This is a genomic window from Streptomyces sp. NPDC052396, from assembly GCF_044593195.1.
Classification (GTDB): domain Bacteria; phylum Actinomycetota; class Actinomycetes; order Streptomycetales; family Streptomycetaceae; genus Streptomyces.
The window spans coordinates 1-23,782 of sequence record NZ_JBIUAW010000014.1; the positions used below are offsets into that span (position 1 = coordinate 1).

Annotated in this window: 18 protein-coding genes and 1 tRNA gene; 14 read left to right on the top strand and 5 right to left on the bottom strand. The window is 71.9% G+C overall.

The genetic code is table 11. From position 1 onward, the window contains the following. Positions 1-120 precede the first annotated feature (120 nt). Genes ACIHFE_RS29005 through ACIHFE_RS29015 form a run of 3 tightly spaced genes read left to right on the top strand, consistent with a single transcriptional unit; the run spans position 121 to position 869 of the window. Positions 121-204 (top strand): DUF4244 domain-containing protein, encoded by an 84-nt coding sequence (locus ACIHFE_RS29005; protein WP_400111413.1) that lies wholly within the window; start codon positions 121-123, stop codon positions 202-204. Continuing rightward, positions 191-535: a TadE family type IV pilus minor pilin gene (locus tag ACIHFE_RS29010; RefSeq protein WP_400111190.1), complete on the top strand. Its 345-nt coding sequence runs from the start codon at positions 191-193 to the stop codon at positions 533-535. Before ACIHFE_RS29005 ends, ACIHFE_RS29010 begins: the two co-directional genes overlap by 14 nt. After that, positions 513-869 (top strand): Rv3654c family TadE-like protein, encoded by a 357-nt coding sequence (locus tag ACIHFE_RS29015; RefSeq protein ID WP_400111192.1) that lies wholly within the window; start codon positions 513-515, stop codon positions 867-869. Before ACIHFE_RS29010 ends, ACIHFE_RS29015 begins: the two co-directional genes overlap by 23 nt. Positions 870-1,061: 192 nt before the next feature. Here the strand turns inward: ACIHFE_RS29015 and ACIHFE_RS29020 are convergent, their stop codons facing one another. Then, a complete protein-coding gene (locus ACIHFE_RS29020) occupies positions 1,062-3,530 on the bottom strand; it encodes a DEAD/DEAH box helicase (RefSeq protein ID WP_400111194.1) in 2,469 nt (822 codons plus the stop codon). A gap of 54 nt (positions 3,531-3,584) precedes the next feature. Here ACIHFE_RS29020 and bldG point away from each other — a divergent pair, with 54 nt between their 5' ends. From bldG to ACIHFE_RS29045, 5 genes are all read left to right on the top strand, one after another. Then, on the top strand, positions 3,585-3,926 hold the full coding sequence (bldG, locus tag ACIHFE_RS29025; RefSeq protein ID WP_109282532.1) for an anti-sigma factor antagonist BldG: 342 nt from the start codon (positions 3,585-3,587) through the stop codon (positions 3,924-3,926). A 116-nt stretch (positions 3,927-4,042) separates the two neighbouring features. Then, positions 4,043-4,486: an ATP-binding protein gene (locus ACIHFE_RS29030; protein ID WP_400111197.1), complete on the top strand. Its 444-nt coding sequence runs from the start codon at positions 4,043-4,045 to the stop codon at positions 4,484-4,486. A 373-nt stretch (positions 4,487-4,859) separates the two neighbouring features. Further along, positions 4,860-7,244, top strand: a complete 2,385-nt coding sequence (locus ACIHFE_RS29035; protein WP_400111199.1) for a sodium-translocating pyrophosphatase — start codon at positions 4,860-4,862, stop codon at positions 7,242-7,244. Positions 7,245-7,462: 218 nt separating this feature from the next. Next, complete coding sequence (locus tag ACIHFE_RS29040) at positions 7,463-8,035, top strand: small secreted protein (RefSeq protein ID WP_400111200.1); 573 nt, start codon at positions 7,463-7,465, stop codon at positions 8,033-8,035. Between the two features lie 71 nt (positions 8,036-8,106). Beyond that, the gene (locus ACIHFE_RS29045; RefSeq protein WP_400111202.1) at positions 8,107-9,633 is read left to right on the top strand and encodes a methyltransferase; all 1,527 of its coding nucleotides are present in this window, start codon (positions 8,107-8,109) and stop codon (positions 9,631-9,633) included. Positions 9,634-9,763: 130 nt separating this feature from the next. Here the strand turns inward: ACIHFE_RS29045 and ACIHFE_RS29050 are convergent, their stop codons facing one another. Continuing rightward, positions 9,764-10,843 carry a recombinase family protein gene (locus tag ACIHFE_RS29050; protein ID WP_400111205.1) on the bottom strand — a complete coding sequence of 360 codons (1,080 nt, stop codon included), beginning with the start codon at positions 10,841-10,843 and terminating at the stop codon, positions 9,764-9,766. 167 nt (positions 10,844-11,010) lie between these two features. Here ACIHFE_RS29050 and topA point away from each other — a divergent pair, with 167 nt between their 5' ends. The 5 genes from topA to ACIHFE_RS29075 all read left to right on the top strand — a co-directional run bounded on the left by topA (position 11,011) and on the right by ACIHFE_RS29075 (position 20,603). After that, the gene (gene topA, locus ACIHFE_RS29055; protein ID WP_400111207.1) at positions 11,011-13,848 is read left to right on the top strand and encodes a type I DNA topoisomerase; all 2,838 of its coding nucleotides are present in this window, start codon (positions 11,011-11,013) and stop codon (positions 13,846-13,848) included. 109 nt (positions 13,849-13,957) lie between these two features. Beyond that, the gene (gene tmk, locus ACIHFE_RS29060; protein ID WP_400111209.1) at positions 13,958-17,380 is read left to right on the top strand and encodes a dTMP kinase; all 3,423 of its coding nucleotides are present in this window, start codon (positions 13,958-13,960) and stop codon (positions 17,378-17,380) included. Between the two features lie 80 nt (positions 17,381-17,460). Continuing rightward, positions 17,461-18,675 carry a DNA polymerase III subunit delta' gene (locus tag ACIHFE_RS29065; RefSeq protein ID WP_400111211.1) on the top strand — a complete coding sequence of 405 codons (1,215 nt, stop codon included), beginning with the start codon at positions 17,461-17,463 and terminating at the stop codon, positions 18,673-18,675. A 203-nt stretch (positions 18,676-18,878) separates the two neighbouring features. Next, entirely contained in the window at positions 18,879-20,447 is a 1,569-nt protein-coding gene (locus tag ACIHFE_RS29070) for an alpha/beta hydrolase (RefSeq protein WP_400111213.1), read from the top strand. Between the two features lie 82 nt (positions 20,448-20,529). Then, a tRNA-Thr gene (locus tag ACIHFE_RS29075) sits at positions 20,530-20,603 on the top strand. A gap of 19 nt (positions 20,604-20,622) precedes the next feature. Here the strand turns inward: ACIHFE_RS29075 and ACIHFE_RS29080 are convergent. Beyond that, positions 20,623-21,003 (bottom strand): alpha/beta hydrolase, encoded by a 381-nt coding sequence (locus ACIHFE_RS29080; RefSeq protein WP_400111214.1) that lies wholly within the window; start codon positions 21,001-21,003, stop codon positions 20,623-20,625. A gap of 278 nt (positions 21,004-21,281) precedes the next feature. Continuing rightward, positions 21,282-21,758, bottom strand: coding sequence for a carboxymuconolactone decarboxylase family protein (locus ACIHFE_RS29085; RefSeq protein ID WP_400111215.1), 477 nt, complete (start codon positions 21,756-21,758; stop codon positions 21,282-21,284). A gap of 67 nt (positions 21,759-21,825) precedes the next feature. Between ACIHFE_RS29085 and ACIHFE_RS29090 the strand changes: the two genes are divergently transcribed. Beyond that, complete coding sequence (locus ACIHFE_RS29090; RefSeq protein ID WP_400111217.1) at positions 21,826-22,578, top strand: sigma factor-like helix-turn-helix DNA-binding protein; 753 nt, start codon at positions 21,826-21,828, stop codon at positions 22,576-22,578. Positions 22,579-22,740: 162 nt separating this feature from the next. Here ACIHFE_RS29090 and ACIHFE_RS29095 read toward each other — a convergent pair whose 3' ends face one another. Continuing rightward, positions 22,741-23,076 carry a YrhB domain-containing protein gene (locus ACIHFE_RS29095; RefSeq protein ID WP_400111219.1) on the bottom strand — a complete coding sequence of 112 codons (336 nt, stop codon included), beginning with the start codon at positions 23,074-23,076 and terminating at the stop codon, positions 22,741-22,743. Positions 23,077-23,782: the final 706 nt, after the last annotated feature.

The window sequence follows — 23,782 nt, forward strand, 5'->3', positions numbered from 1 at the left end:
ACAAGCGGCGATGAGACCCTGATCTCGCTTGCCTAACATGCCTTAACCCCGTACAGGCGGCTGACCTGCGAACTTCGCAGGTAGCACTAGATAACTTCGGCGGCATGCGCCCTGGCGGCCGTGCTCTACAAGATCGTCACCAGTGGGGCGGTGAGCGCGGCCTTGCAGGCGATCATCGAGAAGGCGCTTCATGCGGCGGTCTGACGGCGGCTATGTGACGGCCGAGGCCGCGTTGGCACTGCCCACGCTGGTGCTGGTCTGCATGGCGCTGATCTGGGGGCTGATGGCCGCGTGCACCCAGATCCGGTGTGTGGACGCGGCCCGGGCCGGGGCCCGGGCGGCGGCCCGTTCGGAGCCGTCGGCGGTGGCGGTGGCGGCGGCGCGGTCCGCCGCCCCCGCCGGGGCCGGCATCACGGTGAGCAGGGAGGGCGATCTGGTGCGGGTACGGGTCCAGGCCCGGACCGCCGGGCCCGGGCCGCTGGCGGTCCGGCTGGGCGGAGAGGCGGTGGCCCTTGCCGAAGACACGGTGGGGTGACGCGGGAAGCGCCTCGGTCTGGACGGCGGTGGTGGCGACGGCGCTGTGCGCGGTGTTCGCGGTACTGCTGGCCATGAGCCAGGCGATGCTGGCCCGGCACCGGGCGGGCGGTGCGGCGGATCTGGCCGTGCTGGCGGCCGCCGATCACGCCCTGCTGGGCGAGGAGGCCGCCTGCGGCCTGGCCCGCCGGGTGGCCGCCGCCCAGCGGGCCAGGGTGGTGCGGTGTGCGCTGTCCGGTGAGACCGCGGAGGTGTCGGCCGAGGCGCGGACCGGTCCCTACGCCGTGCAGGCCCGCTCCCGGGCCGGGCCCGCGACGGTGCGGGCCGGGCCCTGATCGGCCGGCCGCTGGGGTGGTCCGGATCAGCCCGCCGCCGGGCTGGTGGTCCTGGGGCAGCCGGGCTGGTGTCCCAAGACCACCAGCCTGCTGACCGGGCCGGTCCCTGACTCAGGCGGCCGCCGGGGCGGCGCCTGATCAGCCGGCCCCCGGGCCGGGCCTTGATCGGCCGGCGGCGGGTCCGGTCCTTGGTCAGTCGGCGGCCGGGGCGGTCCCGGGGACCTCCGGTGGGGCGTCGGCCAGCAGTCGGGTGAGCAGCCTGATGGCCGCCTTCTTGTCCAGCGGGTCGTTGCCGTTGCCGCACTTGGGTGACTGGATGCAGGACGGGCAGCCGGACTCGCACTCGCAGGCGGCGATCGCCTGGCGGGTGGCGTCCAGCCAGGAAGCGGCGGTGTGGAAGGCCCGTTCGGCGAAGCCCGCACCGCCGGGGTGGCCGTCGTAGACGAACACGGTGGGCAGCAGGGTGTCCGGGTGCAGGGGTACCGAGACCCCGCCGATGTCCCAGCGGTCGCAGGTGGCGAACAGCGGCAGCAGGCCGATGGAGGCGTGCTCGGCGGCGTGCAGGGCGCCGCCCAGCGCGTCGGGGTGGATGCGCGCCTGCTCCAGCTGATCCTCGGTGACCGTCCACCACACGGCGCGGGTGCGCAGCGTACGAGGTGGCAGGTCCAGCTTGGACTCGCCCAGGACCTCGCCGGTGATCAGCTTCCGGCGCAGAAAGGAGACCACTTGGCTGGTGACCTCGACCGAGCCGAAGCACAGCCGGGCGTCCCCCCAGGGGACCTCGGTGGAGGTTTCCAGGATGGAGATGGCGGTGGTGTCCCGGGCGGTCGTCGAGTACGGCGGGTCGGCCTGTTCCACCAGGGCGACCGAGTCCTCCAGGTCGAGCCTGCGGACCAGATAGCTGCGTCCCTGGTGCAGGTGGACGGCGCCCTCGTGGACGGTGGTGTGCGCGGCCGCGGCGTCCACGGTGCCCAGCAGCCGCCCGGTGCCTTCCTCCACCACCTGGACGGGCCTGCCGCCCTCGCCTCGGATGTCGGTGAGGTCGGCGGCGCGCTCTCGGCGGGTCCAGTGCCAGACGCTGCCCCGGCGCCGGAGCAGCTTGCGGGCCTCCAGCTGGGCCAGCAGGCCGGGGGTCTCGGGGCCGAAGAGGGACAGGTCGGCCTCGGTGAGCGGCAGTTCCTCGGCCGCCGCGCACAGGTGGGGGGCCAGGACGTAGGGGTTGTCCGGGTCCAGCACGGTGGATTCGACGGGCTGGGCGAAGAGCGCCTCGGGGTGGTGCACCAGATAGGTGTCCAGCGGGTCGTCCCTGGCCACCAGGACGGCGAGCGCGCCCTGGCCCGCGCGGCCGGCGCGCCCGGCCTGCTGCCACATGGAGGCACGGGTTCCGGGATAGCCGGCCAGCAGTACGGCGTCCAGGCCGGCCACGTCCACCCCCAGTTCCAGGGCGGAGGTGGCGGCCAGGCCCAGCAGTTCGCCGGAGTGCAGGGAGCGTTCGATGGCCCGGCGCTCCTCAGGCAGGTAGCCGCCGCGGTAGGCGGCGACGCGGGAGGGGAGGGAGCGGTCCACGGCGGCCAGCCGCTCCTGGGTTATCAGCGCCACCAGCTCCGCGCCCCGCCGGGAGCGGGTGAAGGCCACGGTGCGCACCCCCTGGACGGCGAGGCCGGTGAGCAGGTCCGCGGTCTCGGCGGTGGCGGTGCGGCGCACCGGCGCGCCCCGTTCGCCGTGCAGCTCGGTGAGCGGGGGCTCCCACAGGGTGAAGACCAGCTCGCCGCGCGGGGAGGCGTTGTCGGTGATCTCCGCCACCGGCAGCCCGGTGAGCCGGCCGGCGGCGGCGGCCGGTTGGGAGGCGGTGGCGGAGGCCAGCAGGAAGACCGGTTCGGACCCGTAGCGGGCGCAGACGCGGCGCAGCCGGCGCAGCACCTGGGCCACATGCGAGCCGAATACCCCCCGGTAGCTGTGGCATTCGTCGATGACCACAAAGCGCAGGGCGCGCAGGAAGGAGGCCCATCGGGGGTGGGCGGGCAGGATGGAACAGTGCAGCATGTCGGGGTTGGTGAGCACGTAGTTGGCGTACTGCCGCACCCATTCGCGTTCCTCGACCGGGGTGTCGCCGTCGTAGACGGCGGGGCGCACCGCCTTGCCCAGCGGGGCGGCCAGTTCCTGTACGGCGCGGCGCTGGTCGGCGGCGAGCGCCTTGGTGGGTGCGAGGTAGAGGGCGGTGGTGCCGCGCCCGTTGGGCGCCTCGGACCCGTCCAGCAGGGTGCTCAGCACCGGGGCCAGATAGGCCAGCGACTTGCCGGAGGCGGTGCCGGTGGCCACTACCGCCGACTCGCCGCGCAGGGCGTACTCCGCGGTGGCCGCCTGGTGGGCCCAGGGGCGGGGGATCCCGGCCGCCCGGATGGCCTCCGTGACCTCCGGCCGGATCTTCTCCGGCCAGGGGGCATGACGTCCGGGACGAGGGGGCAAGTGCTCCGTATGAGTGATGCGTGCAGCCCGGTCTGGCCCCGCGGCGAGTCGGTCGAGGATCGCCCGGGGAGCGGGATGTACGCCCGCCTGCGGCGGGAGTTGATCGTGAGCCATCGACATCGAGTGTGTCACTGGCGTGACGGACAATGGCCCCAAGGCGTCGTGCACGCCTGCCGGTAAGTGATTGAATGCCATCGCGGCTGCCGATCCATGGGGGGCGACCGCTCGATGCAAGGTGCTGGAGGATCCGTGGACCTGTCCCTGTCGACCCGTACCGTTGGCGACCGCACGGTTGTCGAGGTCGGTGGCGAGATTGATGTGTACACCGCGCCCAAGCTGCGTGAGCAGCTGGTCGAGCTTGTCAACGATGGCAACTACCACCTTGTGGTGGACATGGAGCGGGTCGACTTCCTCGACTCGACCGGTCTCGGCGTCCTGGTGGGCGGGCTGAAGCGGGTGCGTGCGCATGAGGGCTCGCTGCGTCTGGTGTGCAACCAGGAGCGCATTCTGAAGATTTTCCGTATCACCGGTCTGACCAAGGTGTTCCCGATCCACACCTCGGTCGATGACGCGGTGTCCGCGACCGACTGACCGGTCGCCGGACAACATCGTCACACGGGGGTTCCGGGCCGCGGGGCTCGGCGCCTCCGTGAGTTGGCCCGGTTCCCTGGGCGGGAGCGTGGGCCCGTACGCCTGAGGGGGATGGCATGGCCACCGTCGAATTGCTCTTCAGTGCCCTTCCCGAGCACGTCCGCACCGCCCGTCTGGTGGCGGCCGCGGTGGCGCGCCGGGCCGGGGTCGACGAGGCCGTGCTGGACGAGGTGCGGCTCGCCGTGGGCGAGGCGTGCTCCCGGGCGGTCGGGCTGCATGCCAGCAATGAGATCCCCACGCCGGTCCGGGTGGTGCTGACCGAGGACGAGAAGAAGTTCTCCATCGAGGTGGGTGACGACGCGCCGCGTGCGGTCGCCGTGGAGTCCGCCGCCGGGGGCGCCGGCGCGGGTGCCGCCGAGGAGGGCGGCGCGGACGGGGACGATGAGATGGGCCTCGCCGTGATCAGCGGTCTGGTGGACGACGTCGAGGTGACGGCCGGCGAGAGCGGCGGCGTCATCCGGATGAGCTGGCCGACCACCCCCGCTTCCGTGGCTCCCTAGCGCCGACGCGCGACAGCGCCGGGACGTAGTACCGGCTGCGCTCCCTGCGGCAGTCGTGGCTGCCGAGCCGGGCGTAGTCATCAGCGGTGGCCGGATTCATCCGGTCCATGCGCGTGCTGCCCGTGCTCTCCCGGGAGATCGGCGTTCCGGACGGTTTTCGAGGCCGGCCTTCACCCGGTGCCCATGGCGGCCGCGCGGGGCGTTCACCCGGCCTTCACCGGCCGCAGGCTCATTCCATTACCGCGTACTGTTTCTGATCTCGCCATGCTCCCTACAATCCGTCCATCTTGAGCTCAGGACGCCTGAGCGTGGCGGCTGTTCCGTCGTCGCGGTGCGGCCGCGCGCCCATGTGCCAAACGTCTAGGGAGGACGAATGGCGGGGCACTTCACCCCTGAACAGGTGGACTTCACGCACAATCTCGCGGTCGAGCTGACCGGCGGCAACCGCACCATCGTGATCGTCATCGCGGCCGTCGCGCTCGCGGCGCTCGTGGTGGCCGTGATGCTGGTGCGGCAAGTACTTGCCGCGGACGAGGGCACCGACAGCATGAAGAGAATCGCGGCGGCGGTCCAGGAGGGCGCCAATGCCTATCTGGCCCGGCAGTTGCGCACCCTCGGTGTGTTCGCCGTGGTGGTCTTCTTCCTGCTGATGCTGCTGCCGGCCGACAACTGGTCGCAGCGGGCGGGGCGTTCGGCCTTCTTTCTGGTGGGGGCGCTCTTCTCCGCGGTGACCGGCTATATCGGCATGTGGCTGGCGGTACGCAGCAATGTGCGGGTGGCCGCCGCGGCACGTGAGGCGACCCCCGCGCCGGGGGAGCCGGAACGGGATCTGACGGCGGTGGCACACCAGGCCATGAAGATCGCGTTTCGGACGGGCGGTGTGGTCGGCATGTTCACCGTCGGCCTGGGCCTGCTCGGCGCCTCCTGCGTGGTGCTGGTGTACGCGGCCGACGCGCCCAAGGTGCTGGAGGGCTTCGGTTTCGGCGCGGCGCTGCTGGCGATGTTCATGAGGGTCGGCGGCGGCATCTTCACCAAGGCCGCGGATGTGGGCGCCGACCTGGTGGGCAAGGTCGAACAGGGCATTCCGGAGGACGACCCGCGCAATGCCGCCACCATCGCGGACAATGTGGGCGACAACGTGGGCGACTGCGCGGGGATGGCGGCCGACCTCTTCGAGTCCTATGCGGTGACCCTGGTGGCCGCGCTGATCCTGGGCAAGGCCGCATTCGGCAACGCCGGACTGGCCTTTCCACTGCTGGTCCCGGCCATCGGTGTGCTCACCGCGATGGCGGGCATCTTCGCGGTGGCCCCGCGGCGTGCCGACCGCAGCGGGATGACCGCGATCAACCGGGGGTTCTTCATCTCCGCGGTGATCTCGCTGGCCCTGGTGGCGGTGGCGGCCTTCAGCTATCTGCCGTCCAGCTACGCCGACTTGAAGGGGCTGGGGGACGCGGCCATCCGCGGCCACCACGGCGATCCCCGGGTGCTGGCGCTGGTGGCGGTGGCCATCGGCATTGTGCTGGCGGCGCTGATCCAGCAGCTCACCGGCTACTTCACCGAGACCAGCCGGCGGCCGGTGCGGGACATCGGCAAGACCTCGCTCACCGGCCCGGCGACCGTGGTGCTCTCCGGCATCTCGGTCGGCCTGGAATCGGCCGTCTACTCCGCGGTGTTGATCGCGCTGGCCGTCTACGGGGCGTTCCTGCTGGGCGGTTCCTCCATCATGCTGGCGCTGTTCGCGGTGGCCCTGGCCGGCACCGGCCTGCTGACCACGGTCGGGGTGATCGTGGCCATGGACACCTTCGGTCCGGTCTCCGACAACGCCCAGGGCATCGCCGAGATGTCCGGTGATGTGGAGGGCGCGGGCGCGCGGGTGCTCACCGATCTGGACGCGGTGGGCAACACCACCAAGGCCATCACCAAGGGCATCGCCATCGCCACCGCGGTGCTGGCCGCCTCCGCGCTGTTCGGCTCGTACCGGGACGCTATCGCGACCGCGGTGCATGATGTGCACGCCAAGTCCGGTGAAATGGGCCTGAGTCTGGATATCTCACAGCCCAACAACCTGGTGGGGCTGGTGCTGGGTGCCGCGGTGGTCTTCCTCTTCTCCGGGCTGGCCATCAACGCCGTGTCGCGGTCGGCCGGTTCGGTGGTCTACGAGGTGCGGCGGCAGTTCCGCGAACATCCCGGGATCATGGATTACAGCGAGAAGCCGGAGTACGGCCGGGTGGTGGACATCTGCACCAAGGACGCCCTGCGCGAACTGGCCACGCCCGGGCTGCTGGCGGTGATGGCGCCCATCGCGGTGGGCTTCTCGCTCGGGGTGGGTGCGCTCGGTTCGTACCTGGCCGGGGCGATCGGCACCGGCACCCTGATGGCGGTCTTCCTGGCCAACTCCGGTGGCGCCTGGGACAACGCCAAGAAGCTGGTGGAGGACGGGCATCACGGCGGCAAGGGCAGTGAGGCCCATGCGGCCACCGTCATCGGGGACACCGTCGGCGACCCGTTCAAGGACACCGCCGGTCCCGCGATCAACCCGCTGCTGAAGGTGATGAACCTGGTCGCCCTGCTGATCGCCCCGGCGGTGGTGAAGTTCTCCTACGGCGATGACGCCAACCGGGGGCTGCGGATCGCGGTGGCGGTGCTGGCGGCCGTGGTCATCGTGGGCGCGGTGTATGTCTCCAAGCGGCGCGGCGTCGCCGTGGAGAGCGAGGGCGAACGGTCGGCCGAGAAGGTCGGTCCGGCGGTGGTGTCCTGACCGGCAGAGGATGAGGAACTGATACGGGCGGCGGTTGCCGCCCGTATCCAGGTATGTGATCCGTATCCGCCGCCGCGCACCACCGGGAATGCGGCGAAGACCACGCCAAGCTTGGTGCAAATGGCGCTAATCACCGCATAGGGACTGCCCTGTTCGTGGTCGGCACCCGCTGGACGTGTAAGTTCCGGGGCCGGAGAGCCACTGAAGGGACCGAACCGGTGAACAAGAAGCTTCTGACCGCACTGTCCGGCGGTGCGGCACTTGTCCTGGCACTGACGGGCTGCGGCGGCGGTGACGACAGCGGCAAGAAGCTCGACAAGTGGGCCAAGCAGGTCTGTGACCAGATGCAGCCTCAGGTGAAGAAGATCCAGGATGCCAACTCCTCGATCGCCTCGATGAAGTCGGAGGAGGACTCCAAGAAGGTCCAGCAGACCGACTCGGCCGCCTTCCAGGCCAACGCGGATGCCTTCAAGGAGCTGGCCTCGGCGGTGAGCAATGCCGGTGCGCCGCCGGTCAAGGGCGGGGAGACCAGCCAGAAGAACGCGGTCAAGGCGCTCAACGACCTCTCCGCCGCCTACACCGGGCTGAAGAAGAAGGTGGAGGGCCTGACCACCAATGACAAGGCCAAGTTCGCCAGCGGTCTGGACTCCATCGGGAACGACCTCCGCCAGCTCACCGGCAAGAGCCAGGACGCGCTGAACAACCTGCAGTCCGGCGATGTGGGCAAGGCCATGGTCAAGCAGCCGGCCTGCAAGAACGGCTCGGCGAGCGGCACGCCGACCACCAAGTGACCCGGTTGTGACCCGAAGGCCCGGTGCGCCCCGCGCCGGGCCTTCGCCCATTGTCGGTGCCGCCCGCGACAATGGTGTCCGTGAGTACGCTTCCCTCCGCCGAAGACCCCGCGCGCACCGCCCGCCTGCGCGACGCCCTGCTTGCCGCCGCTTTCACCGCGGACGGCCTGCTCGATCTGCTGGGCGCCTCCGCCTATGCCGCGCTCGCCCGCAGCGAGACCGTCCCCGCGCTGCGCGCCACCCGGGGCGACAGCCCGCTGGAGACCCTGGTCCGGCTGTTCCTGCTGCAACGGCCGGTGGCGGAGCAGCGGGCCAGGGCCGCGCTGCCGGTGGAGGAGTGCCTGGCCGACGGCTGGCTGGTGCGCGAGGGATCCCAGGTGCGGGCCGGCGTGGACGTACGTCCCTACGGCGGGCCCGAGGGGCAGGACTGGTGGATCGTCTCCGACCTCGGCTGCGCGGTCGGCGGCGCCGGCGGCATCGGCCGGGGCCCGGCCGGGGTGGACCGCTCCGAGCTGGTGCTCGGGGTGGGCGGCGCTTCCACCACGCTCGCCGGGATCACTGTGCGCACCCCGGTGGAAAGCGCGCTGGACCTGGGCACCGGCTCCGGCATCCAGGCGCTGCACGCCGCCCAGCACGCCACCCGGGTCACCGCCACCGACGTCAACCCCCGTGCCCTGCATATGACCCGGCTCACCCTGGCGCTCTCCGGCGCCCCGGCCGCCGACCTGCGCCAGGGCCCGCTGTTCGAGCCGGTGGCCGGGGAACGTTACGACCTGATCGTCTCCAACCCCCCGTTTGTGATCTCCCCCGGCGCCCGGCTGACCTACCGGGACGGCGGGATGGGCGGCGACGACCTGTGCCGGGAGCTGGTGCGCCAGTCCGCCGCCCACCTCAACGACGGCGGCTACTGCCAACTCCTGGCGAACTGGCTGCACTTGGCCGACCAGGACTGGCGGGAGCGGCTGGCCTCCTGGGTGCCGGACGGCTGTGACGCCTGGATCGTCCAGCGCGAGGTGCAGGACGTGGCGCAGTACGCCGAGCTGTGGCTGCGCGATGCCGGGGACCACCGCACCACGCCCGAGGAGTACGCGGCCCGCTATGACGCCTGGCTGGAGGAGTTCGAGGCGCGTGGCGCCAAGGGCGTCGGCTTCGGCTGGATCACCCTGCGCAAGTCGGGCGCCGAGCGGCCCTCGGTGACCGTTGAGGAGTGGCCGCATCCGGTGGAGCAGCCGCTGGGCGAGCACATCCGGTCCCACTTCGAGCGGCAGGACTTCCTGCGCGCTCACGATGACGCGGCGCTGCTCGGCGCCCGGTTCCGGCTGTCCGCCGAGGTGATGCAGGAGCAGATGGGGCTGCCGGGCGCGGAGGACCCGGAGCATGTGGTGCTCCGTCAGGGCCGGGGCATGCGCCGGGCCACCAAGGTGGACACGGTGGGCGCCGGCTTCGCCGGGGTCTGCGACGGGACGCTCAGCGCGGGCCGGATCCTGGACGCCATCGCCCAGTTGCTGGGGGAGGACCCGGTGCTGCTGCGCGATCGTACGCCGGACTCGATCCGGCTGCTGGTGGAGCAGGGCTTTTTGACGCCGGAGGCGGGCTGATGCCGGAAGCGGGCTGACGGCACTGGTGGCCGACGGCGCCGGTGGCTGGGGGTACTGGTGCTGACGGCGCCGGTAGATGGGGCCCACCGGCGTCCGGGCTCGCTGGTAGCCCGGCTCGTCGGCGCCGGGCTCACTGGTAGACGGGCTCCAGCAGGCCGGGGTCGAAGGGCGCCCGGGTGGCCCGGCCCGGCGGCAGCGGCCGGACCACCACCGCCCGCAGCACCTCGCCGATCGCCGTCCGCTTCTGGCCCGGGCCGAAGGCCGCCCAGCGCTCCTCGGTGAAACCGGCCAGCAGATTGCGGGCGGCCTGCCGGGCCAGGTACGCCTCCCGCTGCCGCTCCGCCTCCTCGACGCGCCCGGCGGGCGGGTGCTCGGCCGCCCGCAGGGCGTCCAGTTCCCGCTGCCCGGGCCAGGGGGTGTGGTCGGGTGCCAGCCGGCCGTACCGGTCGGCCAGCGCCCGGGTCACCAGCTCTTCGATATGCCGGTCCACCAGGTCCATGCGCCGGGCCAGGCCACGGCAGTTGGCGGAGTTGCAGGCGTAGGAGCCATGCGGGGTCCGTTTGCTGACCGGATTGCCGACCAGCGGTGAGTCGCACATCTGACCGGACAGATTCAGCCGTCCACAGCGCAGGAATCCGGACAGCAGATATTTGCCGGCCGCCCTGGCCGCCGGGCGGGCCCGGTGCCGCCGCATCCGCTCCGGATCACCGGTGAGATCGGCCGGATTGATCTTGTAGTAGCCGTTGTAGCGGGCGCACAGCCGCTTCCACTCCTCCGGCGTCGCCACCGTCTGCCAGCTGCCCCGGCTGGGCTCGCCGGTGTCCGGATCCAGCACGATGGCACCGGCCAGCGCCCGGTAGCCGCAGACGGCCGGGTTGGTGATCATGTTGCGCACGGTGGTGCTGGTCCACCGGCCGCCCTTGACGGTGGGTATGCCCTCGCGAATCAGCCATTGCGTGATGGTGCGTTCGGACTCGCCCGCCAGCGCCATGTCGATGGCGGCGCGCAGACAGCGGGACTCCACGGGGTGCAGCACCTCGTTGTGGCCGCGGCCGGCCCTTTCGTCCGCCGCCAGCCAGCCGAAACGGCGCGGGCCGCCCGGTCCTCTGCCCTGCCGGGCACGGCCTCGGCGGCCGTCCTCCGCCGACGCACCGGCCCCGGGCGTATCGGGCAGCCCGGGCACCAGTCCCGGTGTCGACGTAGCCTTCATTAAGACCTTCGGAGAATGCGACCGGCTAGTGTACTGGTTGGTACGTACATTACCGTTCGAGTGGCGTTGCGGGCTTCCTCCGTTTGACACGGGGGCGGGATGTACCGTCACACTCCGCAGCGACACAGCAACTCCCGTACCGAGCGCCGACCGGAAGAAGAACGAAGTTGTCCCCGACCAGCGAGACCGCAGACGGCGGCCGCCGACTCGTCATCGTCGAGTCGCCTGCCAAGGCGAAGACGATCAAGGGCTACCTCGGCCCCGGATACGTCGTCGAGGCGAGCGTCGGGCACATCCGCGACCTGCCGAACGGCGCCGCAGAGGTCCCGGCCAAGTACAAGGGGGAGCCCTGGGCCCGCCTCGGGGTGAATGTCGACGCCGACTTCCAGCCCATCTATGTGGTCAACGCCGACAAGAAGGACCAGGTCAAGAAGCTCAAGGGGCTGCTGGCCGAGTCCGATGAACTCTTCCTGGCCACCGATGAGGACCGCGAGGGCGAGGCCATCGCCTGGCACCTCCAGGAGGTCCTCAAGCCCAAGGTGCCGGTCCGCCGGATGGTCTTCCACGAGATCACCAAGGACGCCATCCAGTCCGCGGTGGCCAACCCGCGCGAGCTGAACAAGAAGCTGGTCGACGCCCAGGAGACCCGGCGCATCCTGGACCGCCTCTACGGCTACGAGGTCTCCCCCGTGCTGTGGAAGAAGGTCATGCCGCGGCTGTCCGCCGGACGGGTGCAGTCGGTGGCCACCCGCCTGGTGGTGGAGCGCGAGCGCGAGCGCATCGCCTTCCGCTCCGCCGAGTACTGGGACCTCACCGGCACCTTCTCCACCGGCCGCGCCGGTGACACCAGCGATCCCGGCGCCTTCGCCGCCCGCCTGACCTCGGTCGACGGCCGCCGGGTGGCCCAGGGCCGGGACTTCGGCTCCAACGGGCAGCTCAAGGACGCCGCTCAGGTGCTGCACCTGGACGAGGCCAACGCCCGCGCGCTGGCCGCCGCCCTCGCCGACACCGCCTTCGCGGTGCGCTCGGTGGAGTCCAAGCCCTACCGCCGCTCGCCCTACGCGCCCTTCCGCACCACCACGCTCCAGCAGGAGGCCTCGCGCAAGCTGGGCTTCGGCGCCAAGGCGACCATGCAGGTGGCCCAGAAGCTGTACGAGAACGGCTTCATCACCTATATGCGTACGGACTCCACCACGCTGTCCGACACCGCCGTCAGCGCCGCCCGCAACCAGGTCACCCAGCTCTACGGCGCCGAGTACCTGCCGGAGAAGCCCCGTACCTACGCGGGCAAGGTCAAGAACGCCCAGGAGGCGCACGAGGCGATCCGCCCCTCGGGTGATCGTTTCCGCACCCCGGCCGAGACCGGCCTCACCGGCGACCAGTTCCGGCTCTATGAGCTGATCTGGAAGCGGACCGTCGCCTCCCAGATGAAGGACGCGGTCGGCAACTCGGTCACCGTGCGCATCGGCGGCCTGGCCGCCGACGGCCGGAACGCCGAGTTCAGCGCCTCCGGCAAGACCATCACCTTCCACGGCTTTATGAAGGCTTACGTCGAGGGCGCCGACGACCCCAACGCCGAGCTGGACGACCGCGAGCGCCGGCTGCCGCAGGTCGCCGAGGGCGACGCGCTGGCCGCCACGGAGATCACCGCCGACGGCCACGCCACCAAGCCCCCGGCCCGCTACACCGAGGCCACGCTGGTCAAGGAGCTGGAAGAGCGCGAGATCGGCCGCCCGTCGACCTACGCCTCGATCATCGGCACCATCCTCGACCGCGGCTATGTGTTCAAGAAGGGCACCGCACTGGTCCCGTCCTTCCTGTCCTTCGCCGTGGTCAACCTGCTGGAGAAGCACTTCGGCCGGCTGGTCGACTATGACTTCACCGCCGCCATGGAAGAGGACCTGGACCGCATCGCCCGTGGTGAGGCCCAGGCCGTGCCGTGGCTGCGCCGCTTCTACTTCGGTGAGGGCACCGAGGGCGAGGCCGGTGGCGCCGCCGACGCCGGGAACGGCGACGGCGACCACCTCGGCGGCCTCAAGGAACTGGTCACCGACCTGGGCGCGATCGACGCCCGTGAGGTGTCCTCCTTCCCGGTCGGCAACGACATCGTGCTGCGGGTGGGCCGCTACGGTCCGTACATCGAGCGCGGGGAGAAGGACACCGAGGGCCACCAGCGGGCGGACGTCCCCGGGGACCTGGCGCCGGACGAGCTGACCGTGGAGTACGCCGAGGAGCTGCTGGCCAGACCGAGCGGCGAGTTCGAGCTGGGCGCGGACCCGGAGACCGGCCACCAGATCGTGGCCAAGGACGGCCGCTACGGTCCGTATGTCACCGAGGTGCTGCCCGAGGGCACCCCCAAGACCGGCAAGAACGCGGTCAAGGCGCGTACCGCCTCGCTGTTCAAGTCGATGGCCCTGGACACCGTGACCCTCCAGGACGCGCTCCGGCTGATGTCGTTGCCGCGCGTGGTCGGCACCGACGCCGAGGGCCAGGAGATCACCGCACAGAACGGCCGCTACGGTCCCTACCTGAAGAAGGGCACCGACTCGCGCTCCCTGGAGAGCGAGGACCAGATCTTCGCCATCACCCTGGAGCAGGCGCTGGCCATCTACGCCCAGCCCAAGCAGCGCGGGCGGGCCGCGGCCAAGCCGCCGCTGAAGGAACTGGGCACCGACCCGGTCAGCGAGCGCCCGGTGGTGGTCAAGGACGGCCGCTTCGGCCCGTATGTCACCGACGGCGAGACCAACGCCACGCTGCGCCGGGACGACGACGTGGAGACGATCACCCCGGAGCGCGGCTACGAGCTGCTGGCGGAGAAGCGCGCCAAGGGCCCGGCCAAGAAGACCGCCAAGAAGGCCCCGGCCAAGAAGGCGGCCGCCAAGAAGACGACCACGGCCAAGAAGACCGCCGCGAAGAAGACCACGGCGACCAAGAAGGCGGCGGCCAAGAAGACCACCACCGCCAAGAAGACGGCCGCGGCCAAGGCCACCGCCAAGGCGGAGTAGGGCGCGGCGGGGCAGAACAGCGCACGCGGGCGGCGCACCGGATTCCGGTGCGCCGCCCGCGTCATCGCACTGGTGACCGGTATGCGAGCGCTCCGGATAGGCTGGCAGGATGACGCGAGCCGAGCAGCCAACCGAGGTGACCTCGATGTCCGGGGCACTGGCCGCGGACTCCCGCGAGCGTGCGGTACGAGCCCTGTTGCGCATTCCGCCGGTCCGCCAGCTGTGGAGCGCACAGCTGGCGGGCGGGGTGGCGGACGCCCTGGGCCTGCTGGTGATGGTGCTGCTGGCGCTGCAGGCATCGGCCGTGGCCGGATCCTTCGGCGGCGGCTACCGCGGGGTCGCGCTGGCCGTGGCCGCCGTGATCGGCGTCCGGCTGGTGGCCGCACTGCTCTTCGGGGCCGTTCTGCTCGGCCCGGTCTCCGCGCTGCTCGCCCCCACCGGACCGCTGGACCGGCGGTGGACCATGGTCGGCGCGGACGCCCTCCGGGCACTGCTGCTGGCGGTGGCCCCGGTGTGGATCGACTTCAGTCATGCCAAGGCCCTGCCGGTCCTGCTGGTCTCGGCCTTCCTGCTGGGCGCGGCCGAGCGGGTGTGGACGGTGGCCAAGGAGGCCGCCGCCCCCGCGCTGCTGCCGGCCCCGTCGCCGGAGGACGCCGCGGTGCGTCCGCTGCCGGATCATCTGGACGCCCTGCGCCGGCTGTCGCTGCGCACCTCCTTTGTGGCCCTGCCGCTGGCGGCCGCGGCGCTGCTGGCCGTCACCCTGCTCGGCAAGCTGCCGGCCGTCTGGTTCGACTGGTTTGACCTGCACCAGGCCGCCCTGGGCAGCTATCTGGGCGCCTCCCTCTTCACCGCCTCCGCGGTGATCCTCTACTTCCTGCTGCTGCCCGGCGCGGAGGCCGTCCCGGTGCGCTCCCCGCTGCAGGGCCTGCGCCGGCCCCGGCAGGGCGAGGTCCCGGACAAGGGCCGTACCGGCGCCATCCCGGTGCTGGTCCTGGCCTGCGCGGCGGTGGCCGGAGCGGTCGCCGCGGCGGTCGGGGTGGCCGCGCTGCAGGCCATGGACCTGGGCGGCGGCCCGGCGGGCTACGCGCTGCTGGTGCTGGCGCTGGGCGGCGGCCCGGTGCTCGGCATCCGCACCGCGGTCAAGGTGCTGCCCGGCTTCTCCCGGCGCCGTCTGCTGGCCCTGGCGCTGGCCGTCACCGGCCTGGCGCTGCTGGTCGCCGGCCTGGTGCCGGACGCCACCACGGTGCTGCTGCTGATGCTGCTGGCCGGGGTGTCCGCCGGAGTGGCCGCAGCCACCGGCCACCACCTGCTGGACCAGGAGACCGAGGACAGCCGCCGGGCGCGCACCACCGAACACCTGCACTCCGTGGTCCGGGTGACCGTGGCGCTGGGCGCGGTGGCCGCACCGGTGCTGGCCGCGGTGATCGGACCGCACCGGCTGGCCGGCGACGGCGTGGTCTTCGCACATGGCGGCGCCGCCTTCACCCTGATGCTGGTCGGCGCGCTGCTGCTGCCGGTGGCCGCCCTGGTGCTGGGCAGGACCGACGACCGGCATGGGGTGCCCATCCACCGCGACCTGCTGGACGCGGTGCGCGGCGGCGACCCGGACCAGGCGACCGCCGGCACCGGCTTCTTCATCGCCTTCGAGGGCGGGGACGGCGCCGGGAAGTCCACCCAGGTGCAGGCCATCGCCGAGTGGATCCGGGGCAAGGGCCACGAGGTGGTGGTCACCCGCGAGCCGGGCGCCACCCCCATCGGCAAGCGGCTGCGCGCCATCCTGCTGGACGTCTCCTCGGCCGGCCTGTCCGACCGGGCCGAGGCGCTGCTCTACGCGGCCGACCGGGCCGAGCACGTGGACTCGGTGGTCCGCCCTGCGCTGGCCCGCGGCGCGGTGGTGATCACCGACCGCTATATCGACTCCTCCGTCGCCTACCAGGGCGCCGGACGCGACCTGTCGCCCACCGAGATCGCCCGTATCAACCGCTGGGCCACCGGCGGACTGGTCCCGCATCTGACCGTGCTGCTGGATGTCTCCCCGGAGACCGCCCGGGAGCGCTTCACCGAGGCGCCCGACCGGCTGGAGTCCGAGCCCGCCGAGTTCCACCAGCGGGTCCGTACCGGTTTTCTGACCCTGGCCGCCGCCGACCCGGCGCGCTATCTGGTGGTGGACGCCGGGCAGCAGCCGGACGAGGTCACCACGGTGGTGCGGCACCGCCTGGACCGGGTGCTGCCGCTCTCCGAGGCCGAGATCAAGGCCCGCGAGGAGGCCCGTAAGGCGGCCGAGGAGGAGGCCCGCCGCAGGGCCGAGGAGGAAGCGGCCCGCAAGGCCGAGGAGGAGCGGCGGGAGCGCGAGCGCCAGGAGCAGCTGGCCAAGCTGCGCGCGGAGGAAGAGGAGCGCCTGCGCCGCGAGCAGGAGGAGGCCCGGCGCCGGGAGGCCGAGCTCCAGGCCGAGCTTCAGGCGGAGAACGCCCGCAAGCGCGCCGAGGAGACCCGCCGCCGACTGGAGGAGGAGCGCAAGCGCCGCGAGGCCGAGGAGCGGGCCCGGGCCGCCGAGCAGGAACGGCTGCGCAAGCAGGCCGAGGAGGAGGCGCGGCTGCGCGCCGAGGCGGAGGAACGGCGCCTGGAGAAGCAGCGCAAGGCGGAGGAGGCTCTGCTGCGCGCGGAGGAGGCCCGGCTGGCGGCCGAGGCCGAGGCCGGGGCCGCTGCCGAAGCCGAGGCCGTCGCGGACGAGCCCGCCGGGCGCCTGTCCCTGCGCAAGGCGGAGCCCGCCGACGCGGAGCGGACCGAGACCCTGCCGGTGAACCACCCGGACGAGGGCGAACGGACCGAGGTCCTGCCCCTCCCGCAGGCCGGCGCCGCGGAGACGGAGGTGCTGCCGGCCGTACCGGCCCCTGAGGCCGCGGAGACCGAGGCGCTGCCGTCCGTGCCGGCCTCTCAGGCCGCCGAGACCGAGGTGCTGCCGTCCGTGCACCGCCCCGACCCGACCGAGCGGGCGGGCATGCGGGACACCGACGAGGCCCTCACCGTGGAGACGCCGGTGGTGCACCGGCGAGACCCGCGGGAGGGGCCATGGGGCGCCGGTGCCGAGGACGAGACCACGGTGCTGCCGCCGGTACCTGCCGCCGCCCCCGCCCCCGCCCAGCAGCGCGTCACCTGGGGCGTCCCGGCCAAGGAAGACGACGGCTCCGGCAAGGGCGACGAGTCCGGCAAGGGCGACGAGTCCGGGAAGGCCGGCGGATCCGGCGAGGCCGGAGAGTCCCGGAAGGGCGCCGCGCCGCGCCGCCCGGCCCCGCCCGAGCGGCCGGAGGACCCGGTGGAGCGGGTGCCCGACTGGCTGTTCCGCCCCGAGGACCGGAAGGACCCGCGGCAGTCGCAGGCCCCGCAGGACGCCGCCGACGGCGACCGCACCCGGGAACTGCCGCAGGCCGGCGACGCCGCCAAGCCGCGGCGCCGCCCGGGCTGGTCCCAGGAGGAGACCGGCGAGCGCCCCTCGCTCGCCGACGACCTCTTCGGCCGCCGCGACGAGAAGTGAGCGCGGACCCACTGTCGGTGGGGTGTCCCACAATGGAGGACGCGGTCAGCTAGCGCAGGAAGAACGGCGGGGAGACAGCCATGGCGGTATGGGACGACCTGGTCGGCCAGGACCGGGTGATCGAGCAGCTCTCCGCCGCCGCGCGGGACGCCGACGCCCTGGTCACCGCCCAGGAGGCCGGCCGGCCCGTGTCGCCGGCCGGCTCCCGGATGACCCACGCCTGGCTGTTCACCGGCCCGCCCGGCTCCGGCCGGGCCACCGCCGCCCGGGCCTTCGCCGCCGCCCTGCAGTGCCTCAGCCCGGACCGGGCGCTCAGCGGCGCCCCCGGCTGCGGCTTCTGCGACGGCTGTCACACCACCCTGGTCGGCACCCACGCCGATGTCGAGGTGGTCCGCACCGACCTGCTCTCCATCGGCGTCAAGGAGACCCGCGACCTGGTCCGGCGCGCCCAGCTGTCACCGGCCGGCGGCCGCTGGCAGGTGATCGTCCTGGAGGACGCCGACCGCCTCACCGAGGGCGCCGGCAACGTCCTGCTCAAGGCGGTGGAGGAGCCCGCGCCACGCACCGTCTGGCTGCTGTGCGCCCCCTCCCTGGAGGATGTGCTGCCGACCATCCGCTCCCGCTGCCGCTCGCTGAACCTGCGCACCCCCTCCGCCCGGGCCGTCGCCGACGTCCTCGTCCGCCGGGACGGCATCGCCCCCGAGCTGGCCGCCCAGTCCGCCCGCGCCACCCAGGGCCACATCGGACGGGCCCGCCGGCTGGCCACCGATGAGCGGGCCCGGGCCCGCCGCTCCGCCGTGCTTCAGCTGCCGCTGCGCGTCGGCGAACTGGGCGGCTGCCTCAAGGCGGCCCAGGAGCTGATCGACGCGGCCGCCGAGGACGCCAAGCAGGTGGCCGAGGAGATCGACGCCAAGGAGACCGAGGAGCTGCGCGCCGCGCTCGGCGCCACGGCCGGCACCGGCGGCCGGCTGCCCCGTGGCACCGCGGGTGTCATGAAGGAGCTCCAGGACAGGCAGAAGCGCCGTGCCACCCGCACCCAGCGCGACAGCCTGGACCTGGCACTGACCGATCTCACCGGCTTCTACCGCGATGTGCTGGCCCTGCAGCTGGGCTCCGGGGTGGAGCTGGCCAATGCCGACGCCCACGAGGCACTGGACCGCATCGCCCGCGGCTCCCGGCCCGAGACGACCCTGCGCCGGATCGAGGCCATCGGCGCCTGCCGCCGCGCGCTGGACCGCAATGTGGCCCCGCTGCTGGCGGTCGAGGCGATGACGGTGGCCCTGCGGGCCGGCTGACCCCCGACGGCCGGCCCGGTAAGCACAGCGGAGTGCGCCGTACACCGCAGCCCGGGTGATTCTCACTCTTACGAGGCGACCTGTGGCCTCAAGGCCACCGACTGACGTGCCCAGCCGGATACGCTCCGTATCTCCACATCTCCACTTTTCCGGCCTGCACCCGCCCAGCTGCCTTCCGCCCCGCCGCACAGAGGGATCAGCCGATGGACCTCAGCCGCCTGCTCCGTACCTCCGGCACCGTGGCCGCCGCCGCGGTCCTGCTGATCGCCGCCTCCGCCGCCGGAAGCGCGGCCCCCGCGGCCGTCCCCAGACACGACCGGGACGCCACCCGCGGCTACCTGGCCGAGGTGGCCACCCCGCACTCGCTGCGCCCCTACTACGCCCAGCAGTTGCACTGGCACTCCTGCCAGGGCGCCACCGGCTTCGAGTGCGCCACCCTGCGGGCCCCGCTGGACTACGCGGCGCCGCGCGGCGGCGAGGTCAAGCTGGCCCTCTCCCGCCAGAAGGCCACCGGCTCCCGCGCCCGCCGCCTGGGCTCACTGCTGGTCAACCCCGGCGGCCCGGGCGGCTCCGCGATCGACTACCTCCAGCGGTACGCCGGCAAGAACTACCCGGCGAGCATCCGCTCCCGCTACGACCTGGTGGCCATGGACCCGCGCGGAGTGGCCAGGAGCGAGCCGGTCAGCTGTCTGACCGATGCCGAGATGGACGACTACGCCCAGGTCGAGCAGACCCCGCACAACGATGCCGAGGTCCGCGAACTGGTCACCGCCCTCAAGAAGTTCGCGGCCGGCTGCGCCGCCCACTCGGGCCGGATCCTGGGCCATGTCTCCACCGTGGAGGCCGCCCGCGACATGGATGTGCTGCGCGCCGTCCTGGGCGACGACAAGCTGCACTACGTCGGCGCCTCCTATGGCACCTTCCTCGGTGCCACCTACGCCGAGCTCTTCCCGTCCCGGACCGGCCGGCTGGTGCTGGACGGCGCGCTGGACCCCTCGCTGGGCGCCGAGCGGGCCAACCGCGACCAGGCGGCCGGCTTCCAGACCGCCTTCGCCTCCTTCGCCAAGGACTGCGCCCGGCGCGACGACTGCCCGCTGGGCACCTCCGGCACCGGCGCCATGGGCAGCCGCCTGAAGTCCTTCCTCACCTCCCTGGACGCCCATCCGCTGCCCACCGCCAGGTCCCGCCCGCTCACCGAGTCCCTGGCCACCACCGGCGTGATCGCCGCCATGTACGACCAGGACGCCTGGCCCACCCTGCGCAGGGCGCTGTCCCTGGCCAGGGGCGGCGACGGTTCGGTGCTGCTGGCGCTCTCCGACGCCTACTACGAACGCGACGCCCAGGGCTCGTACAGCAACCTGATGGCCGCCAACGCCGCCGTGAACTGCCTGGACTCGCCCACCGCCTTCCACGGCCCCGACGATGTCCGCCAGGCCGTCCCCCGCTTCACCAAGGTCTCTCCCGTGCTCGGCGAGAACCTCGCCTGGGGCGGTCTGAGCTGCGCCTACTGGCCCACCCACCCCACCGGCCGGCCGCACCGCATCACCGCCCGCGGCGCCGCCCCCATCCTGGTCGTCGGCACCCTCCGCGACCCCGCCACTCCCTACCCCTGGGCCCGCGCCCTGGCCCGCCAGCTCTCCTCCGGCCGTCTGCTGACCTACGACGGCGACGGCCACACCGCCTACACCCGTGGCAGCACCTGTGTGGACTCCGCCGTCAACACCTACCTCCTCGGCTCCAGCGCCCCGCCCGCCGACCAGCGCTGCAGCTGACCGCGAAGACCTGGTACGAAGCACCCCCGGATGCTGTGTAAACTTGGCGAAGCTGCCGCTGCCAGTTTCGGTCCGGTGGTGTGCCGCCTTAGCTCAGTTGGCCAGAGCAACGCACTCGTAATGCGTAGGTCTCGGGTTCGAATCCCGAAGGCGGCTCAGTTGAAGCCCAGTTCAGTTACCCACTGACCTGGGCTTTTTCCTTGCCTGCGGTCGGTTGCCGTGGAATGGAGACGATCTCCGCACGGACAGGTGAGCCCGAAGTGAGCCCGCCGGTGCCGGCGGAGGCCCTGGGAACGAACCGCGCGGTCGCCTCGGCGGCCAGCCGGCGGGCCAGGGCGCGGGCCCAGGGGTAGGGAGTGGCGGGGTCGCGGGTGGTGCCGGCGACCTTGATGTCCACGCCCGCCGCGAGCATCAGCGTCGCGGCGCCGTGACGCAGGTCATGCAGCCGGATCGGGGGCAGGCCGCCGGCCGACACCAGCCGCTCGAAGTACTCGAAGTAGTGGCGATGGTGGGGGACTTCGTGGTCGGATTCGCGTCCCGCTTCCGTACGCCGCATGCGCCGCCCCGGCGCAGGCCGCGGAAGGCGATCAGGTGGAACGGGGCGTACAGCCGCTCGTCGGCGATGAAGTCGAGGAACTGGCCGGTCTGTTCGGGAGTCCAGACGCTTCCGGTTCGACGTGGGCAGCCGGTGTTCACGAGACCGGGCAGCGCCGGTCCGGTGGGTAACTCCGCTTGGGGCCTGAGGCAGTGCTGGTGGCAGAACTCCGCTACTACCAGCACGGTTACTGACGACGGCATGCAGCTCGGGCCTGGCGACACCTCGGCATTGCCGGTTTACCAGGTAGTGCCGGCGGGCTCCTCGATGGTGGTGTTGATGCGGTTGAAGAAGTTGGTCAGGCTGATCATCAGGATGATCGCGGAGAGCTGCTCCTCGTTGAAGTGGTCCGCGGCCTCGTTCCACACCTCGTCAGGGACGGCCTTGCCGGAGCGGTCGGCAATCCGGGTGGCGGCCTCGGTCAGGGCCAGGGCCGCGCGCTCCTCGTCGGTGAAGAACGGCGCCTCGCGCCAGGCGGCCACGGCGTGCAGGCGTTCGTCGCTCTCGCCGTGCTTCTTCGCACCGGCGACGCCGGCGAACACGCAGGCGCTGCAGCCGTTGATCTGGCTGGCACGCAGGTGAACCAGTTCCAGGATCTGGGGGGAGACGCCGCCCTGGTACATGGCCTTGTAGATGTTCTGGATGCCCTTCATGGCGTCCGGCAGGACCAGGGCGGGGTTCTTCATCCGGGCAGTGGTGGTGACCGCGGCGTTCATCTGCATCTCCGTTGAACCGTTAGCGTCTGTCACTGGACCGACGGATCCGGACGCGGGGGTGTGACAGGTGAGCGAGAACTTTTTTCTGGCCGACCGTTTTGAGGTGGAACAGCCCGGACTCAAGGCAGTGGCCTACCGGATGCTGCGCTCACGTACCTCGCGGCGCGAGGAACCGCTGCCCGAGCACGACGGGTCGGTCCGGCTTCCCGACCCGGTGGTCACCGCGCCGGCCCGCGTCGACCCCGAGCAGGAAATCCTGATCGCGGACTCCGTGGGCATTGCGCTCATGATCGTGCTGGAGACCCTCTCCCCGGCCGAGCGACTGGCCTTCGTCCTGCACGACATGTTCGACGTGCCCTTCGACGACATCGCCCCCATCCTCGGCCGGACCACGATCTCCACCCGGCAGCTCACCAGCCGCGCCCGCCGCCGGGTCCAGGGCGCCGCCCCGGCGGCCGACACAGACGTTGCCCGCAAACGCGATGTCGTGGACGCCTTCCTGACCGCCTCCCGCGGCGGCGACTTCGAGGCGCTCCTGGCCGTCCTCGACCCCGAGGTGGTCGCGCGCTCCGACGGCGGCACGCTCGTCCCGAGCATCCTGCGGCGCGGCGCAGCCGATGTGGCATCCCAGGCGATCACCTTCGCCCGTTTCGCGGCGGACGCGCGTCTGGCGCTGGTCAACGGCACGCCCGGCGTTGTCTCGTTCGCCGGGGACCGGCCTTTGTCCGTCATGTCGTTCACCATCCGGGACGGCCGTATCACCGGACTCGACATCCTCACGGATCCTGACCGCCTGACCGCGCTCGGTCTGAGCGCCTGACCGATGCCGGCCACTCCACAACGGATTCACGCGGCTCGTCGGACCCGCTGACATTCCGGTCCCCACCCATCCACGCAGCCACCACTCGCGCACCCTCAGCAGCGGCCGCGGGGGCGAAGCTCTGCGCCGCGCGATGGCCCGCCCGCGCCCCGGCGGCTGCCGTCAACGCCACTTCTTCGGGGGCCAGTTGCCCTTCGCGCGCAGCTTCAGGTACTCCTCCGTCGGGAGGAAGGTCGGCGGGAAGTGGGCCGCGGTTCCGTCGTGCGGGGCGACGATGACCGAAGTGAAGGGGGCCTGCATGGGGTCCCCGGTTTCCAGGTGCTCCTTGAAGTCGAAGCGCACGGTCCAGCCGTAGCGGAATTCGATCGCCGTGCCGGGCAGCATGACGATGGAATCCGGGCGGTCCGGATATGCCGTGGTCCGCAGGAAACGGGCGGCCGCCGCCACCGCCTCTTCGCGGGTGAGCTTTCGGGTCTTCCAGGCCCTGAGACAACGCACCATGTCAGCGTATGGCCGGTCGCGGAACGTGGCGCACGGGGGCACTGAGTAGTCAAGTCTCTTTTTTCGCGAACCACTTGCTTTGGGGCGGGAACGGGCGCAAACTGACAAATACACCAGACAACCGGTGAGAGCCGCACCGTCGGTGGAGACGTCCATCGGCCCGAGTGACCCCCATCTCGGCATACTGGCTAGGCCCCCGGAAGGGCACATATCGAGGACCGGGGTTCTCAGCGACGACTGAGGATTCGTGGAATCGATAAGGAGCGCCGGGGGCTGTGTTATGCCCGCGACCGGTTACGCAGGGTGGCCGGATGGGTGCGTACGGTCCGCGAATGGCGGTGGCCGAGCGGTGATCGTCGGAGTTGACAAGGGTTTGACACAAGTCTGTTGGACCCCTGTCCAACGCCCGTTGACACCTGGTGTGCCCGCCGAAGAAGCTGATGTCTAGTTTCCGCAGCACTGTATCGATTCACCGATCACCGATGTGCGTCCGGCCGGCTGCCTGAAAGAGCCGCCTGAAAGAGCCGCCTGAAACGGCTGCTTCGAACGGCCGCTTCGCGCGCCGCCCTCTGCGGGGAACCGCGCGCATTCGACGCGGAATCGCTGTGTTCCCACCGTTCACCACGGGTCGATTCCCCGTGTTCTGCGCTGCGTTGATCTCAAGGGATCCCAAGAGGTCTCAAGTGCCTTCCGACTCCCCCGA